This window comes from Frankia torreyi (assembly GCF_000948395.1).
GTDB lineage: Bacteria > Actinomycetota > Actinomycetes > Frankiales > Frankiaceae > Frankia > Frankia torreyi.
On record NZ_JYFN01000067.1, the window covers coordinates 17,725 to 32,942 of the forward strand.

General features: G+C 71.5%; 11 protein-coding genes and 1 pseudogene. 4 read left to right on the plus strand and 8 right to left on the minus strand.

Annotated elements, in window-relative coordinates; all coding sequences use genetic code 11:
• Nucleotides 1–3: 3 nt before the first annotated feature.
• Nucleotides 4–1,710: a protein kinase domain-containing protein gene (locus FF36_RS26755; protein WP_052681464.1), complete on the plus strand. Its 1,707-nt coding sequence runs from the start codon at nucleotides 4–6 to the stop codon at nucleotides 1,708–1,710.
• Nucleotides 1,711–1,832: 122 nt separating this feature from the next.
• On the opposite strand, the gene FF36_RS26760 is transcribed toward FF36_RS26755, so the two are convergent.
• The 7 genes and pseudogenes from FF36_RS26760 to FF36_RS41580 form a co-directional block, all read right to left on the minus strand.
• Nucleotides 1,833–2,498, minus strand: coding sequence for a hypothetical protein (locus tag FF36_RS26760; protein ID WP_044887964.1), 666 nt, complete (start codon nucleotides 2,496–2,498; stop codon nucleotides 1,833–1,835).
• Nucleotides 2,499–2,572: 74 nt separating this feature from the next.
• Nucleotides 2,573–2,809 (minus strand): nucleotidyl transferase AbiEii/AbiGii toxin family protein, encoded by a 237-nt coding sequence (locus FF36_RS31815; RefSeq protein WP_052681465.1) that lies wholly within the window; start codon nucleotides 2,807–2,809, stop codon nucleotides 2,573–2,575.
• Nucleotides 2,810–3,197: 388 nt separating this feature from the next.
• Nucleotides 3,198–3,509 carry a hypothetical protein gene (locus FF36_RS26770; RefSeq protein ID WP_128423396.1) on the minus strand — a complete coding sequence of 104 codons (312 nt, stop codon included), beginning with the start codon at nucleotides 3,507–3,509 and terminating at the stop codon, nucleotides 3,198–3,200.
• A gap of 114 nt (nucleotides 3,510–3,623) precedes the next feature.
• On the minus strand, nucleotides 3,624–5,906 hold the full coding sequence (locus tag FF36_RS40175) for an ArnT family glycosyltransferase (RefSeq protein ID WP_277912994.1): 2,283 nt from the start codon (nucleotides 5,904–5,906) through the stop codon (nucleotides 3,624–3,626).
• A 523-nt stretch (nucleotides 5,907–6,429) separates the two neighbouring features.
• A pseudogene (locus FF36_RS39170) lies at nucleotides 6,430–6,666 on the minus strand (ATP-binding protein); the annotation flags it as partial.
• A 1,488-nt stretch (nucleotides 6,667–8,154) separates the two neighbouring features.
• Nucleotides 8,155–8,487: a helix-turn-helix domain-containing protein gene (locus tag FF36_RS26785; RefSeq protein WP_044887967.1), complete on the minus strand. Its 333-nt coding sequence runs from the start codon at nucleotides 8,485–8,487 to the stop codon at nucleotides 8,155–8,157.
• Nucleotides 8,484–8,807, minus strand: a complete 324-nt coding sequence (locus FF36_RS41580) for a type II toxin-antitoxin system RelE/ParE family toxin (protein WP_044887977.1) — start codon at nucleotides 8,805–8,807, stop codon at nucleotides 8,484–8,486. Before FF36_RS41580 ends, FF36_RS26785 begins: the two co-directional genes overlap by 4 nt.
• A 458-nt stretch (nucleotides 8,808–9,265) precedes the next feature.
• Here FF36_RS41580 and FF36_RS26795 point away from each other — a divergent pair, with 458 nt between their 5' ends.
• Nucleotides 9,266–9,775, plus strand: coding sequence for a hypothetical protein (locus FF36_RS26795; RefSeq protein WP_128423397.1), 510 nt, complete (start codon nucleotides 9,266–9,268; stop codon nucleotides 9,773–9,775).
• A gap of 23 nt (nucleotides 9,776–9,798) precedes the next feature.
• On the opposite strand, the gene FF36_RS40180 is transcribed toward FF36_RS26795, so the two are convergent.
• The gene (locus FF36_RS40180; RefSeq protein WP_044887969.1) at nucleotides 9,799–12,981 is read right to left on the minus strand and encodes a tetratricopeptide repeat protein; all 3,183 of its coding nucleotides are present in this window, start codon (nucleotides 12,979–12,981) and stop codon (nucleotides 9,799–9,801) included.
• 283 nt (nucleotides 12,982–13,264) lie between these two features.
• Here FF36_RS40180 and FF36_RS26805 point away from each other — a divergent pair, with 283 nt between their 5' ends.
• Complete coding sequence (locus FF36_RS26805) at nucleotides 13,265–14,080, plus strand: mycofactocin-coupled SDR family oxidoreductase (protein WP_044887978.1); 816 nt, start codon at nucleotides 13,265–13,267, stop codon at nucleotides 14,078–14,080.
• Between the two features lie 14 nt (nucleotides 14,081–14,094).
• Nucleotides 14,095–14,802 (plus strand): TetR/AcrR family transcriptional regulator, encoded by a 708-nt coding sequence (locus tag FF36_RS26810; RefSeq protein WP_044887970.1) that lies wholly within the window; start codon nucleotides 14,095–14,097, stop codon nucleotides 14,800–14,802.
• The last annotated feature ends 416 nt before the right edge of the window (nucleotides 14,803–15,218 follow it).

Below are 15,218 nucleotides of genomic sequence, written 5' to 3' on the forward strand. Positions count from 1 at the left end.
TGCGTGACTGACCCTTTCACGACCACCACCAGCGACTCATTGGACGACCGGATCCGGCTTGTCGGCCGGTATCGGATCGACGGGCTGCTCGGCAGCGGCGGCATGTCCGAGGTGTTCTACGGCTACGACGAGCGCCTCGACCGCCCGGTCGCCATCAAGCTGCTCCGGCCGCCAGGCAACCCGCCCGGCCAGCCGGGCAGCGCGGAACGGATCGCGTTCGAGGAACAGCAGGCGATCAACGAGAAGCGGTTCCTCCGGGAGATCCGCACCACCGCCAGCCTCGACCATCCGGGCATTCCCGCGGTGTTCGACACGGGCGTCCACACGTTCCCCGACGGCAGCCGCCGGGTGTGGCTCGTCATGCAGCTGCTGCGCGGATCGACCGTGCAGCAGCTCATCGAGGACACCGACTACGACACCGCGCCGCTGGGCATCGCTCGCGCTGCGGGTATCGGCGCCCAGGTCGCCGCCGTCCTGGACCGCGTCCACGCAGTCGACGTTGTCCACCGCGACATCAAGCCGGACAACCTCATTGTCATGCCCGGCGGGCTCGTGAAGGTCCTCGACTTCGGCATCGCGATCCTGCGCGGCGCCGATGCCCCGCCCCGGCTCACCCAGGTCGATCACACCATCGGCACCCCGGACTACATGTCGCCCGAGCAGCACCTCGGCAGCGTGATCACGCCCGGGTCCGACATCTACTCCCTCGGCTGCCTGCTGTTCGGCCTCCTCACCGGCGACCGGGTCTTCTACGTGACCGGCAGCGGTGTGTCGCTGCGCGAGTTGCACGTCAAAGCCGACCCGCCGCTGGTCACCTCGCTACGGCCGGACGTGCCCACCGAGCTGGCCGAGCTCGTCAACGCGATGCTCGCCAAGGATTTCCGGACCCGTCCCACGGCAGTGGATGCCTACCACGCCCTCGCCCCGTGGGCCGCGGCCCCGCCCGCGACGCCCTCCAGCGACGCGCTCGATCCGACGCAGCCGTTCCGCAACCCGCTGCTCGTCATACCGCGCCAGACCATCGCGGCGGCCGGTAGCGTCCCGGCACCACGCCCCGGCATAGCCGTCGTAGGCGAATCTGCGGCCAGCACTCTGCCTGGAGCAGGACCGCTGGCCATCCAGCTGGCCCGCCCGGGACTGTCCGCCGCCGCGCAACTGTCCGACACGGCGGTCGACGAGCTGCTGGCCGAGGTCGCGGAGCTCGTCGACGCGGACAGGCCGGCGGAGGCCATCGACCTGCTCGAGGCGGCCGTCGCGGCCGGCGCGCAGGATCCCGCCCGCGGCCTCGAACTGCGCCGCTTCTTGGCCGAGACGCTCTACCTGGCCGACAGGTTCACCCGGGCGGCCGCCCTCAACGACGCCGTCCGCGCCGAATGCCTGCGCTACCACCTCAAATTCAGCGACCCGTGGGTGCTCGACTGTTCCTACTACGCCGGCCTCGCCTACGCCCGCATCGGCGACCCCGAGAAGGCCCTCGACCGCCTCCGCGCCTACCTGGACAACGCCGACGCCGCGAAGGAAGAACACCTTCGCCTCCTGGAAGCGCGCCGCACCGCCGCCTTCATGCTCGCCGCCACCGGCCAGTCCGCGGCCGCTTTGGCCGCTTTCAAAGACCTCCGCCGTGCGTTGGCGACGACCTACGGCTCCGGCGCCTCAGGCGAACTCCAGAACCTCGACAAGATCATTACTAGGCTTGGGCGTGGCCTGTAGTAGGCAAACATGGGCTCGTGCCAGCGAGCGTGAAGGAGCCCCGGGTCACGTCGTGCGGGCGCCATCCGCCGCCTGCTCCCATCGCGGCGAGCCGGTCGAGTGTGGACGATCGTTGACAGGGCTCACGCTGCTGGTGGCAGCAGCGGCGGTCGTTCGGCGCGGGTCTTGATGCCGAGCATCATGCGGCGGGTCATGACGAAGCTGACCAGCCCGATGGGCGCCATCACCGTTCGGGTGATGACGCTGTCGAAAGCGACGCGTTCGCGGACAAACAGCCGTGTGGTGTTCGGGTCGATCGGCCGCAGCGTGAACGACCAGAGGAATTCCCACCTAAGCTTCTCGTCGCGTCGTATGGGGCGTCCGGCCGGCAGATTGGCGAGCTTAAGGACCAGTACTTCGTCGGGACGTAGCTCTTGGACGTACCAGCCCCCGGAGCGGTTGCGGCTTGCGTAGACCACGTCGCCGACGTTGAGCTCCTGCCACGCGTCGACGATCGAGTCCGCGCTGTGGATCCGCAGACCGACCAGGTTCTCGAGCCAGTCGTAGCTGTAGAAGCCGCCTCGGTCCGCGCCGAGCTGCACGATCCACGGCCATACCCGCGCCGGCGGCGCATCGATCGTGATCGCGCGGGTCACCTGGGTCGCTGGTTGGGCGACGAGAGAGTCACCCACAAGCGAGGCGTCGACCTCGTCGTCCGTGGCGCCCCACCGCTGCTGCCACGGCTTGACCACCCGCTCGTAGGCGGCCAGCCAGAGCCCGCCGGCTATCGCGAGCCGCTTACCTCGCATGCCCCCACCCTGGTTCGACCGTCGCTCCCGCCCGACCGCGCCGCAAGCCTGGCGCTTTCGTCACCACGCCGAGCCTACCGCCGACGCGCGAGGCGACCGGCAAGCTTCGCCGCCAGACCGCCGCTGATCGCGGCGTCGAGGTCGAGGAAGTCGCGGGCGGCGGCGCGGTTGCACAACGCGTCGACCTTGCCGGCCATGACGTCATCCGGGTGCAGCACCGGACCGACCTCCATCTGGACCGGTGGCTGGAGCCGCCAGTTGGCGACCAGTTCCACCCGGTGGACATCGTCGGGCTGACTCGGGTCGGTCACCTGATGTCATTGACACCTGAAGCCGCGCGATCAGCTCGTTCCGAAACTCCGTCTCGACCTTGAGGCCGTCCGCTCGGCACGCCACGATCATCGCATCGACGGCGGCCGGGAAATCCGCTGGTCAGGCCGCGGACGAGCGCCCGGTGGTCAGCTCGGGAAACCGGGTCTCCCACCGGCTACGGACCTGCGGCGGCAGGACCAGGTCAGGCCAAAGCCGGACCAGCGTGCGCCCATCCAGTCAGCGGGACAGATCCGCCGTCCTGGACGCCTCCCGCAGCACGGTTTCGTACATCCCGTGCCAGCCGGCGGGGACTCTCCAGGTCGTACCGAGGCGAACCCGACCAGTCCAACCACCGGTCCGGAACCACCACACCCCCTCGCCCTCGCCTCAGCCTCTGAGGGACACCGTCCAGGTGCCGTACTCGCGGGCGACGTCGGTGACTGTCAGGGTGCCCGACCGGGTCGGGTCGTGTGTGCTCAGGGCCTGATCGAGCGGGGCGATCAGTATGTCCTCGAGTGCGGAGCCGATGCTGTGGTCGTCGAGGTGTTGGTCGGTGGTGAGTTCGACGAGGAGGCGGGCGCGGGCGCGTGGGCCGAGGGTGAGATCGATGCCCTGTTCGGTGCGCAGGCGGGCGGCGAGCCGGCCGACGAGCAGATCGACGATCTGCTCGATGGCGGCGCGGTCATGGTGGTTCGGCACCACGCAATTGTCATCGGGGATGGTGAAGCTCAGGCCGGTTCAGGCCAGGCTCGGAAACAGCCATGCACCGCCTCCGCCGACGCTCGGCGTAGGCGAACGCGCGAGGAACTCGTCTCACGTGCTCGATCGTGCCGGGCCGGCGGACGACGCTGTCGCGGGGGCGGTGAGGTCGTAGACGGCCTCGCCGCCGATCGTCGTCGCCTTGTAGTGCTGCTGGACCCAGGTGCTGATCGTGCCGCCCGGCCCGCCGGACCGGCCACCGAACCCGCCGAATCCGCCGCCACCGGTTTGGCCGGCGCCGATGAAGTAGTGCACCCGGCCCGCGTGGACGTCGTTCTCGAACTGGGTCAGGGTAGGCGCCGGGTCGCGCCCGGTGAAGCCGCCGATGGCCATCACCGACGTGTCCGAGGCGAGTTCGAGGCCGGCCGCGGCCGAGGATCCCTGCACTGCGGCAGCCCACCGGTAGCCGTGGCTGGCCTTCAGTAGCGACGCCAGCCGGGCGTTCGTGGCGCCGAACCCGCCGAACCCGTCGCCGAACCCGCCGAACCCGCCGCCGAACCCGCCGGCACGTCGGCCGCTCGCCGCCGCGGAGCCGCCGAACGCGCCGAGGCGACCGGGACCGCCGTTTCCACCGCGGCTGCCGCGGACCGCGGGCCCGGCCGTCGGCTGGCCCCCGGACTGCGGGATCGTGGCGGTGACGGCCGCGAACGCCGCCGGGCCGCCGAGTACGGCGACGAGCCCGCAGGTCGCGACCGCGATGGCCATCCGTCCGACGAGCGCGCGCCGGATCAGCAATGCCACCGTTGCGGCGACGGCGGCCATCGCCACCACCACCCGCAGCCAGGGATACCAGGACGGGGTGCGGTCCAGCAGGGTGAACGACCAGGCTCCGGTCGCCGCGACCGCGGCGGCCAGCAGCAGCCGGCTCGTCCACTGCTGCCTGGCCCGCCACAGCGTCCAGGTGCCGACGCCGACCAGCCCGGCGATGCCCGGCGCGATCGACGCCGTGTAGTAGGGGTGGAAGGTTCCCTGCGCGAAGCTCAGCACGATCGACGTCACGATCATCCAGGAGCCCCAGAGGAGTAGCGCGGCCCGCGTCCGGTCCACGCGCGGCGCCCGCCGGGTCACCCACAGGCCGCCGAGGAGCAGGATCAGCGCGCCCGGGATCAGCCAGGAGACCTGGCCGCCGATCTGGTCGCCGAACAGCCGGTCCCAGCCGGCGCCGCCGCCGAACCCACCGCCGCCACCAAACCCGCCACCGCCGCCGCCACCACCACCACCGCGGCCGCCCAGCGCGGCCTGCACCCGTTCGGCCAGCTGCGGATCGCGCCTGGCCAGCTCGCTCAGGTTCGTCCGGCCGCCGCCGAACCCACCGCCGCCACCGCCGCGGTTGCCGTCACCGCCGAAGATCCGGCCCACGCCGTTGTAGCCGAAGGCCAGGCCGAGCGCGCTGTTGTCGGTGGAACCGCCGATGTAAGGACGCGAACCCTTCGGCCACAGTTCGACCGTCGCCACCCACCAGCCGGCGGCGACCACGATCGCCAGCCCGCCCGCGAGCAGCTGCCACACCCGCCGCCACGAGCCGGTCGGCGCGGCGATCAGGTAGACCAGCGCGAACGCGGGCAGCACCAGGAAACCCTGCAGCGTCTTCGTCAGGAAGGCCAGGCCGAGCGCGGCGCCGGTCGCCGCCATCCACTTCGTCGACGCCTCCTCGAGCGCGCGGACCAGGCAGTATCCGGCCAGGACGAGGACGAAGGTGAGCAGGCCGTCCGGGTTGTCGAAGCGCAACATCAGCGCCGCCACCGGGGTGAGCGCCAGCGCGGAGCCGGCCAGCAGGCCGGCGACGGGGCCGAACCACCTGCGCACGGCCGCGAACATCAGGCCGACCGCGGCCACGCCGCCCAGCGCCTGCGGAACGAGCATGCTCCAGCTCGAAAAGCCGAAGATCCGCCCGGACAGCGCCATCGCCCACAGCGACGCCGGCGGCTTGTCGACCGTGATGAAGTTCCCGGAGTCGAGCGATCCGAACAGCAACGCCTTCCAGCTCTTCGTCCCGGCCTGGACCGCCGCCGCGTAGAAGCTGTTCGCATAGCCCGAGGCGCCCAGGTCCCAGATGTAGAGCACCGCCGCCGCGGCGAGCAGCCCGACGAGCGCCGGCCGGGCCCACACCGGATCCGCCGGCCGGCCGCGCACCGCCCGCCGCCATCGGCTCACCGGCGGCGGATCGCCCGCGCTGAGGGGCGCCCCTGGCGCACCGGCATCAGCGTGATCATTGGCATCGCCGTGATCGCCGTCGCGCGCCGCCGGAACCGCCGGGGCGTCGGCGCTGACCGCGACGCTGGGTAGGACCGTCGCGCTGGAGGGGTCCTCGGGCTGCGTCATACGCTGGATACTCACCGTGCAACCTGTGCGCAAGCTGAGAGTGATCGGATGGGCCGCCGCCGGCCCCTGCTCCGACTCTCGGAGCCATGATGATCGACAGGAACTTCGAGTGGTTGCGGACCTGGCGGCCACCGAAGCGTTTCGTCCGCAGGATCAGGGCCGGGTGCAGGGGCGCCGCGACCTCGCCCGTTGTTGATGACTCCGGTCGCCGTGGTCCGGCGTCAGCCGCGTCCGTGTCGATGTAGACCTTCATCGTGATCTCGGATCGTTGTGCCGCTCGCTGCAGTGCTTTCCACAGGCCTGATGATCGCTGAAAGTTGAACCCGGAACGGATTGGCGTTCGGCCCGTGCGTGCGGAGCACTCTCACCCCCCTCCGGCCATCTCTCTGTCCTGTTGTGCCTGGGACGGGGCCGCCGCATCCTCGCCGCCGAGGACGGCTGTCTCATCGTGCGGGATTGCCCGACCTTGTCTGCGGCGACGAGCAGGACCGCGCGGCGCTCGGGATCGAAGGCGAACAGGATGCGGAATCCGCCCGCGTCAGCTGGTTGGGGGTGCCTCGTAGAGCTGGCCGAGGGTGACGGCGGCGACGCGGTCGTTCGCGGCGGCGGTGACGGACGGGTCGAAGCCAGCGCCGCTGTAGCAGGTCAGGATGGTGTCGCGGGTGTCGTAGCCGCGGGCCGCGAGCAGGTCGCGGGCACGGCGAAGTCGGTCGACATGACGGGAATCCACGACGTCGCCCCACTTCGCCTCGCCGAGGGACAGGATGCGGCGGGGNTCGCCGGGCACCGACGGGGCCAGCACGGCCACGTCAATCTGGATCTGGGTCTTGCGCGCGGGGTCGGCAACGACACCGGCGCCGACCTCGCCGGGGATCTCGCCTAACCGGGCGGACGGGGCGAAGGCCGCGTGGTCGCGACAGAGCTGCTCGAAATGGGGGCCGAGGACCTGCGCGGAGAAGCGAGGGCGGGCGTCCCGCCAGACCGGGGCACCCCGACCGCTCTCCAGGAAACCCCAGCGTGGCCTCATGACGACCTGGTAGAAGACGATCAGCGGCTCGGCGATCCGGTACACCGCCCGACCCTGGCGGAACAGGTCCTCCTCCCTGCGCAGCAGCCCACAGTCCTCCAGGACACCCAGATGATGGGAGATGTCGGTGGCCTTCCGGCCCACGTAGCTCGCGATGCCACCGCGAGTGTTGGAACCGCCGGCGACAGCGGCGAGCACCGAGTGGTACATCGCCGCATCGCGGACGCCGGCCTCCTCGTCGAGCAGGTAGCGGGCCTCCCGGAACAGCGGGCTGCCCGGGTTGAGGACCGTCCGCAGGACCCAGTCGTCGAAGTCACCGGGACCGGCGGGGACATCGTCGTTGACGAACCTGCGATAGGCCGGGGTGCCGCCGACGACGGCGTGCTGCGCGACCGCCAGCCGCGGATCCGTGATGCCCCAGAACCGGGCCGCCAAAGGATACTCGAACGGGTGGACCACGACTTCCAGGTTCGCCCGGCCGCGCAGCGGCGCGCTGCCGGCCAGCAGCCGACCCATCACCGACAGCGCCGAGCCACACAGCAACAGCGATACTCCCGGCTCGCCCCGCTGCGCCGCCGACGCGGCGCGGTCGAACTCCCGCTGCAGGATCGACGGCAGCGCCGGCGACACCATGCTCAGATAGGGAAACTCGTCGATCACCACCGGGCCCGTAAGGGTCGTACCGACCGAGAACAGGTACCGAACGGCCTCGTCCCAGGTCGCGAACCGCGGCGGCGTCGGCAGCCGGGTTGCCTCGGCGAGCGCTTCGGCGAACAGCGCCAGCGACTCGGTCTCGGTCGCCTCCGTGGCGCCGAAATAGAGCCCTCCGGTCTGGCGAGCCAGCGCCTCCAACAGGAACGTCTTGCCCTGCCGCCGTCGCCCGCTGACCACCCCCAGCTGGGCGGGCCCACCCACCCGGGCCGCGAAGCGCGCCAGGTGGCCCCACTCGAAGTCGCGGTCGAACACGTGCGCAGGCTTCTCGATCACGTCCGCCACCGCCGCTTCCCAGAAGGTCTAACTGTACTTCTTAGAAGTGTACTTCTAAGGAGTGCGTCTCGCCTGGCCGCTCCGGACACGTATTCGATCTTGGATGTGCTGGAAGGCCGGAGCGCGACGTAGGTAGCAGACCTGGTCGGCTCGGCGCATCGGAGCCCAGCTGGCGATCCGTTGCCTACGTGCCGCTAACGCCGTGTTCGGGCGGGATCGCTCCAGTCCAGCAGATGCTGATGCCGGTTGTCAGGCGATGTTGAGGTGGATGTTGCCGATGCGGGCGACGATGTCGAGGTGGCCGCCGAGGCCGGTGATGTAGGTGCGCAGAACCTCCAGTCCCGTGGCGGTGCCGTTCTCGATCTGGCTGATCCTCGCCTGGGTCAGGCCGGTGGCTTCGGCGAGCTGTGCCTGGGTGAGGCCGAGTTGATTGCGGATCTCGGCGAGTTGCGCGCCGCTGACGGAGGCGAGCATCTGGCTTCGCATCTCAGCGCGGCGGGCTGTCCGCGCGGCGCTGTCCCACCTGGGATCGGTCGCGCGGGCGCGGGCCTTGACATCACGCCAGTTCGACGGTGTGGTCATGATCCCTCCTGTTCCTTCAAGATCCTCAAGTGTTCGCCGAATCTTTCGTCTGCGAGCGGGACTGCGGTCTGGTACCAGGTGCGCCAAACGCCGGACTTGTCGCCCGCGACGAGAAACACCGCTTCCCGGCGTGGGTCGAAGGCGAAAATCAGCCGGATCTCGGTGGCCCCGGCCGAGCCCGGTCGGAGTTCTTTCATGTGGTGGTAGGTGCTGCCTGTGAGTCTGTCAACGAGCGGGCGCCCCAGGCCGGGCCCGTGTTCGGCGAGCATGTCGATGGCCTCGGCGACCAGGTCCGCACTGGCGGAGTCCGTGCGGCACAGGTTGAGGAACCATTGCTCAACTAGATCATGAGTCCGCGGCTCCCTCGTGGGAAGGTTGTGATCGGCGTGGTGATCCGGTACGGCCGGATGGGAGCGGTGACATCGAGACCTTCGCCTGCGATGAGTGCGGGGAGCGGAAGACGGGGCGGCCGACGGAAACGGTGACTGGCCGCCGGCTCTGCAAGCAATGCGGCGATCGGCTTTCCGGGGCAGCCGCAGGTCTCCTGACGGGCGGCGGGATCGGTGACGCGATCTCGATCGCCGGATGGTTCTCCAGGCTGCGCCGCCGCCGGACGGACTCCTGACCGGCACGTGCCAGGCCGGATCACGTAGACGGCCCAACCCGTAACATTCCGGTGTGACCGGCTACCGTCACCGATCAAGCCGCAGGTGATCGCCGGGCGGAAGGCAGTCAGATGACCGTGTCCGGCAAGGTCCCTGAGCGGGAGAGGACGGCGATGTCCGCGGAACCGGATGACCCGACAGGCGACGCGGCCACCGGACATGATCCGGACCATCCGTCACCGCCCGATCCCCATCCGTCCGTGGACGCCGACGCGGCGCAGCCGGTGAACGCCGACTCGGAGCCGGACGCCGAGCCGGCCGCGCCCGAGCGGGCAAATGACGACCGGAAGTCCACCCGCCCGCTCGACTGGGACGGCTCCTTCAGCCGCACCTGGAACTCCCGCTACGGCCGTGACTGGACCAACCAGCTCGCCGCCGAACAGGAGCGCGAGTGGGAGGACGAGGAGTTCCGGCGTTTCCGGCGGGAGACGGTGGAGTTGATGAACGCGGAGTCGGCCCGGGAGGAGGCCCGACTGCGGGAGGAAGAGCAGCGGTCGGCCTCTGCGGACGGTCGGTCCACGCGGGAGCTGGCGGAGGAAGCACTGCTGCGTAAGTTGGACAAGCTTGATCGGCTGTCCCCTCCCCAGGCCGACGAACCCGGCGAGGCGGACGACCAGGGTTGATCAGATCTCGAAACCGATCCTGATCACCATCGAGAGTCGAACCTCGGCTCGACCGAGGTCGGTCGTTCCGGTGGTGACACGGCGCGGCGGCTCTGCTCAACCGTGTCCGCGAGGGTGCGGCGGGCCCGGGTGGTGTCCGGATGGAACGGGCCGTGTTCCCGCATCGCGTCGGCGAGCGCATCGCGGTGAAGGCCGACGGCATCTGCGGGCCGGCCGGCTTGGCGGTAGGTGTCGGCGAGGCTGTCCCGGCTGGTGCGGGTGTCCGGGTGATGGGAACCGAGGAATTGCTCACGCAGGACGAGGACTCGCTCGTTGAGGTTGATGGCCTGTGGCAGTCGGCGGGCGGCGCGGTAGGTGTCGGCGAGGCCGTCGGCGGTGCGCAGGGTGCGTGCGTCGGCGACGCCGTGCACCCTGCTCTGCTCTGCGAGTAGCCGTTCGAGCTGGGGGATCGCCATTTCTACCTGGCCGTTGCGCCGATAGGCGTAGGCGAGGACCTCGCGGGCATCGACCGTCTGCGGATCCGAGGCACCGAGGACGCGTTCGTGGCGGTCGAGGGCGCGTTCGAGATGAGGCACGGCGTCGCCGGGCCGTCCGAGCCTGAGGTGGGTGTCGGCGAGAAGCTCGCGGGTCCGCGTCGTCTCCGCGTGGTCGGAGCCCAGCGCACGTTCGCGCCCGGTGAGGGCACGGTCGAACAGGGGGACAGCCTGTTCGGGTCGGCCGGCGCGGAGGTGGGTGCGGGCGAGGTCGTGGGTGCTGTCGAGGGTGTCGGGGTGGTCGGGGCCGAGGACGCGGTCGCGGTCCGACAGGGCTCGGTCGAGTTCTCGGGTGGCGTCGTCGAGGCGTCCGGCCTGATGGTAGGCGATTCCGAGGTGGTGGCGGGTGTTGAGGGTGTCGGGGTGGTCCGGGCTGAGGACGCGGCTGCGGGTGGTGAGGGTCTGTTCGAGGAGGGGGGTGGCGTCGCCGAGTGCGCCGCGTCGGCTGTAGGTGACGGCGAGCTGGTGGGTGGTGTCCAGGGTGGCGGGGTGATCGTCGCCGAGGATGCGGCGGCGGTCGGTGAGAGTGTCACGTAGGAGGCTGGCGGCCTCGTCACCGTGCCCGGTGGCGTCGAAGGCGCGGCCGAGGCTGTGGCGGCTTTCGAGGGTGTCAGGGTGGGTGGGGCCGAGGACGCGGGTGCGGGCGGTGAGGGTGTGTTCGAACAGGGTGGTGGCGTGGTCGAGGTGGCCGGCGCGTTGGTAGGCCCAGGCGAGGGTGGCCCTGGATTCCAGGGTGGCGGGGTGATCGGGGCCGAGGAGGCGGGAGCGGTCGGCGAGGGTGCGGGTGGCGAGGCGGCCGGCGTCGTCGACGTGGCCCGCGGCGAGGGTGGCGCGGGTGAGGGTTTCGCGGGCGGTGAGGGTGTCGGGGTGGTCGGGGCCGGCGAGGTGTTCGCGGGCGGCGGCGGCGCGTTCGGCCAGCGGTAGGGCCTGCTCGGGCTGGCCCTGTTCGAGCAGGTAGGCGGCGGCGTGCTCGGCGAGCCAGGCCGCGTGCGGGCCGTCGACGACGGTGGCGGCGTCGGCCTCGGTCGGGGTGGGGCCGGTCTTTGCCGGGGTGGGGCCGGTGTCGGGGCGGGCGTCGGCGGCGGTGTCGAGGACGGCGAGGGTGTGGGGGAGGAGCTCGCGCCAGGCGGGCCAGGCGGCGGGGTTTCCGGCGACGTCGGCGGGCAGGGTGGCGTGCAGCATCCGGCGCAGGGAGTCGGTGAGCTGGTCGGCGTGCTCGGGGGCGGTGTCGGCGCGGACGGCGGCGCGGACCAGGGCGTGCATCGTCACGGCGGAGCCGTCGCGGTGGGCCAGGGCGGAGCGTTCCAGGGCGCCGATCGTGTCGGCGAGGTCGAGCGGGTCGGCAGCGGCGGCGCGCAGCTCGGCGTGGTCGAGGGCGTCCGGGGCGGCGGTGAGCAGGTGCAGCGGCAGGGGCGTGGCGTCGCCGTGGGCGGCGAGGCGCAGCAGTTCGGCCGCCGCGGGGGAGTCGGCGGACAGCCGGCGGATCGGCTCGTCCCACAGGGTGGCGGCGGTGGTCCCGGGGCGGCCGGGCACCTCGCCCTGGCCCAGCAGGCGGGCCGGCTGGTCGGTCAGCGCCTGCAGGTAGACCTCGGCGGGCAGGCGGCCGGTGGTGATCCGGTGGGCGGCCTGGTCGAGGGCGAGCGGGTGGTCGGCGAGTTCGGCGGCGATGCCCGCCGCCACCGCGAGGTCGACGGCGGGCAGCCGGTCGGTGAGCAGGGCGATCGACTCGGCGCGGTCCAGCGGTGCCAGGGCGACGACCTGGCCGAGGCGGTCCCAGTCGGGGTTGCGGGAGGTCAGCAGCAGGCGGCCCGTCTCGCTGGGGCGCAGCCAGTCCGGCAGCGCCGTCCCGGCGGCGTCGTCGAGGACGATCAGCCAGCGGCCGTCGGCGCGGTCGAGGCGGGCCAGCACGGCGGCCGGTTCGGCGTGCTCGGGCAGTCCCAGCGCCGGCGCGAGGGCGCGGATCCGGTCGCCGAGCAGTGCGGGGCGCCCGGCGGGCACCCACCAGACGGCGTCGAAGTCCCGGCGGTGCGCCCGGACGTACTCGGTGGCGACGCTGGTCTTGCCGATGCCGGCGAGTCCGGTGACGGCGACCAGCGGGGAGCGGGCCAGCGCCGCGTCGAGCCGGTCGAGCGCCTCGCCGCGTCCGACGAACGCGGCGGGCGGCGACGGCACGTTCCACACCGCCGGCAGGTCACCGGGGTGGATCGGGCTGTGTGGGTGACGCGCGGCGCGGCCCCCCTCCGGCGGCCCGGGCTCGCCGCCGCGCACGGCCGCGAGCAGGGCGGTCTCGCCGGCGAGCGCGCCGCGGTCGAACAGGTTGACCGGGGCGATCTGGCCGAGCAGGCCGGGCACCGGGCGGTCGGTCACCCGGGCGACGAGCAGCCGACGATCGCCGTCGGCCACGCGGGGCGACCAGGCCGCGCCCCATTCGGTGACCGCCGTCGGGGAGTCCAGGTAGCCGTCCGAGACGACGGCGATCGTGTACCGGGCCTGCCTTGTCGCCCGGTCCAGCCAGGAGACCTGGTGGGTGCCCGGCGCCCGGTCCCAGGATTCGACGAGGACCCGCAGGCCGGCGTTCTCCAACGTCCCGGTGATCCACTCGGCCCAGGGCTGGCCGTCCTCGGCGTACGACACGAAGCAGTCGAGCGCGTCCCCCTCGCCCCCGACGGTCACCGAACAACCATCCCATAGTTACCGAAACGACCCACCCCTCGCTCAGTCAGAGGGATAAATCGGACGCGGAGGGCTCCGGCTCGGCGCGGGCGGCGGTCTCGGCGGTGGGCGGACGAGCGACGGAGGGTTGGGCGTGGGCAGCTATGTCCAGCGACGTCACGGGAGGAGCACCCATTGTGCGTCATTGACATGAAACGGGAGATAGGTCGTAGGCTGAGTGAGTACTCAACCAAGCGTCCGGTTGGCGGTGGCCGAGGATGCTGACCTGGGATCGGAGACGGCGATGAGCGGTCGGGTGGCGGGCAAGGTCGCGCTGGTGACGGGGGCCGCGCGCGGGCAGGGGCGGGCGGACGCGCTGCGGCTCGCGGAGGAGGGCGCCGACGTGATCGTGGTCGACGTCTGTGCGCCCCTGCCGAGCGTCGACTATCTCTCCGCGACCCCGGAGGACCTGGCGGAGACGGTCTCGCTGATCGAGAAGACGGGGCGCCGCGTGGTGTCCGGGATCGTGGACGTCCGCGACCTGGAGGCCCTGCGTCGCATCGTCGACGACGGCGTGGCGCAGCTCGGCCGGCTCGACGTCGTCGTCGCCAACGCCGGGATCTGCATCCCCCGGGCGTGGGACAAGGTGACCCCGCAGATCTACGAGGACACGATCAGCACGAACGTCACCGGGGTGTGGAACACGGTGATGGTCGGCGCGCCGCACCTGGTGCGCGCCGGCGGGGGCTCGATCATTCTGATCAGCTCGGCGGCGGGGCTGAAAGTGCAGCCGTTCATGGTGCCGTACACGACGAGCAAGTTCGCGGTGCGTGGCATGGCGAAGGCGTTCGCGGCGGAGTTGAGCCAGCACCACATCCGGGTCAACAGCGTGCACCCGACCGGCGTGAACACGCCGATGGGGACCGGCAGCATGCGGGAGCGGATCGAGGAGGGGATCGCCGGCTACGATCGGCTCGGCCCCATGTTCATGAACCTGCTGCCGGTCGACGGCACCGAGCCCGAGGACGTCGCCGACACCGTGCTGTTCCTGGCCTCGGACGAGTCGAAGTTCATCACCGCGCATGAGATCGCCCCCGACGCCGGCAACACCGAGTTCTGAGGCCGAGGTCTGACGTGGGGCGCGGCGAGGGGAGTGCCGGCGCGGGCCGGGCAACCACGCCGAGCGTGGCCCCGCCGGGGGAGCCGGAACTCAGCGCGCGGGAGCGCATCCTGGCCGCCGCGGAGGTGCTGTTCGCCGAGCACCGGTTCGACCGGACGTCCACCGCCCGGATCGCCGCGGCGGCCGGCGTGCCGCACGGGCTGATCTTCTACCATTTCAAGACGAAGATGGACCTGCTGCTCGCGGTCGTGCAGCGAGATCGGGTGACCACCCTCGGCGAACTCGACCTGCCCGCGCCCGATCTGGCCCCGTCCGACGTGCCGTCGCCCGATCTGCCCGCGCCCGATCTGCCCGCGCCCGACGTGCCCTCGTCGGAGCGGGCGGAGTCGCGCCGGGCGATCGCCGAGCTGTGGCGGCATCTCACCGTCGTGCTCGGCCGGCCGTCGCCGGTGCATCGCATCGTCCTGCAGGAACTGGCCGTCCACGAGGAGATCCGGCGGCGGGCGATGGAGAGCACCGACGCCGCCGCGACCGTGATCGCCGGCCGGCTCGCCCGGATCTTCGGGTGCGACGTCCCGACGCCGGAGCAGGTCGCCGCGGCCCAGTTGCTCACCTTCGCCGCGTCGATGGCACCGCTGCTCGACCAGCCCGACCACACCCTCGTCGACCCGGATGCCCTCGCCGCGCTACTGGCTCAGGGCCTGTCTCCGCCGGACGCCTGAGCTGCCCGGTCCTGCGCGGCCGTCCCAGGTGGTGTTCGGCCACGAGGATCTGATGGGACGAGGGAGGGGAACTCGGGGCTCGGCCTGCCCACCAGCCGCCACATCCATCGCGTCTTTGTGTGACCGTTTGTGCGCGAAATCGTGCCGAGGCTTCGGTACGGTTTCGCGCCCGAAAACCGTACCGAAGCCTCGGCACCATCTGGCCGCAGTCTGGCCGCAGACCCGGCTGGGGATAGCCGGGTGCGGGCGACCGTGCAGCGCTGACGGATCAGCAGACGACCCGGGGCGACGAGCTTGGTTCGGACCCGATAGTCGAGCCGCGTCTAGAAGATCACTGAAAATCTTGCGGGGTGCTGGTGGGGGTGGATGGCCGTGGTTTAAGGGGGTGCGGCGGTCAGGGTCCAGCCGTTGGTGCT

Excerpts from the sequence above, each read along its gene's own strand:
- FF36_RS26760 (WP_044887964.1), bottom strand. The coding sequence starts at position 2,498 with ATGCGAGGTAAGCGGCTCGCGATAGCCGGCGGGCTCTGGCTGGCCGCC.
- FF36_RS26805 (WP_044887978.1), top strand. The coding sequence starts at position 13,265 with ATGAGCGGTCGGGTGGCGGGCAAGGTCGCGCTGGTGACGGGGGCCGCG.
- FF36_RS26785 (WP_044887967.1), bottom strand. The coding sequence starts at position 8,487 with ATGACCACACCGTCGAACTGGCGTGATGTCAAGGCCCGCGCCCGCGCG.
- FF36_RS26795 (WP_128423397.1), top strand. The coding sequence starts at position 9,266 with ATGTCCGCGGAACCGGATGACCCGACAGGCGACGCGGCCACCGGACAT.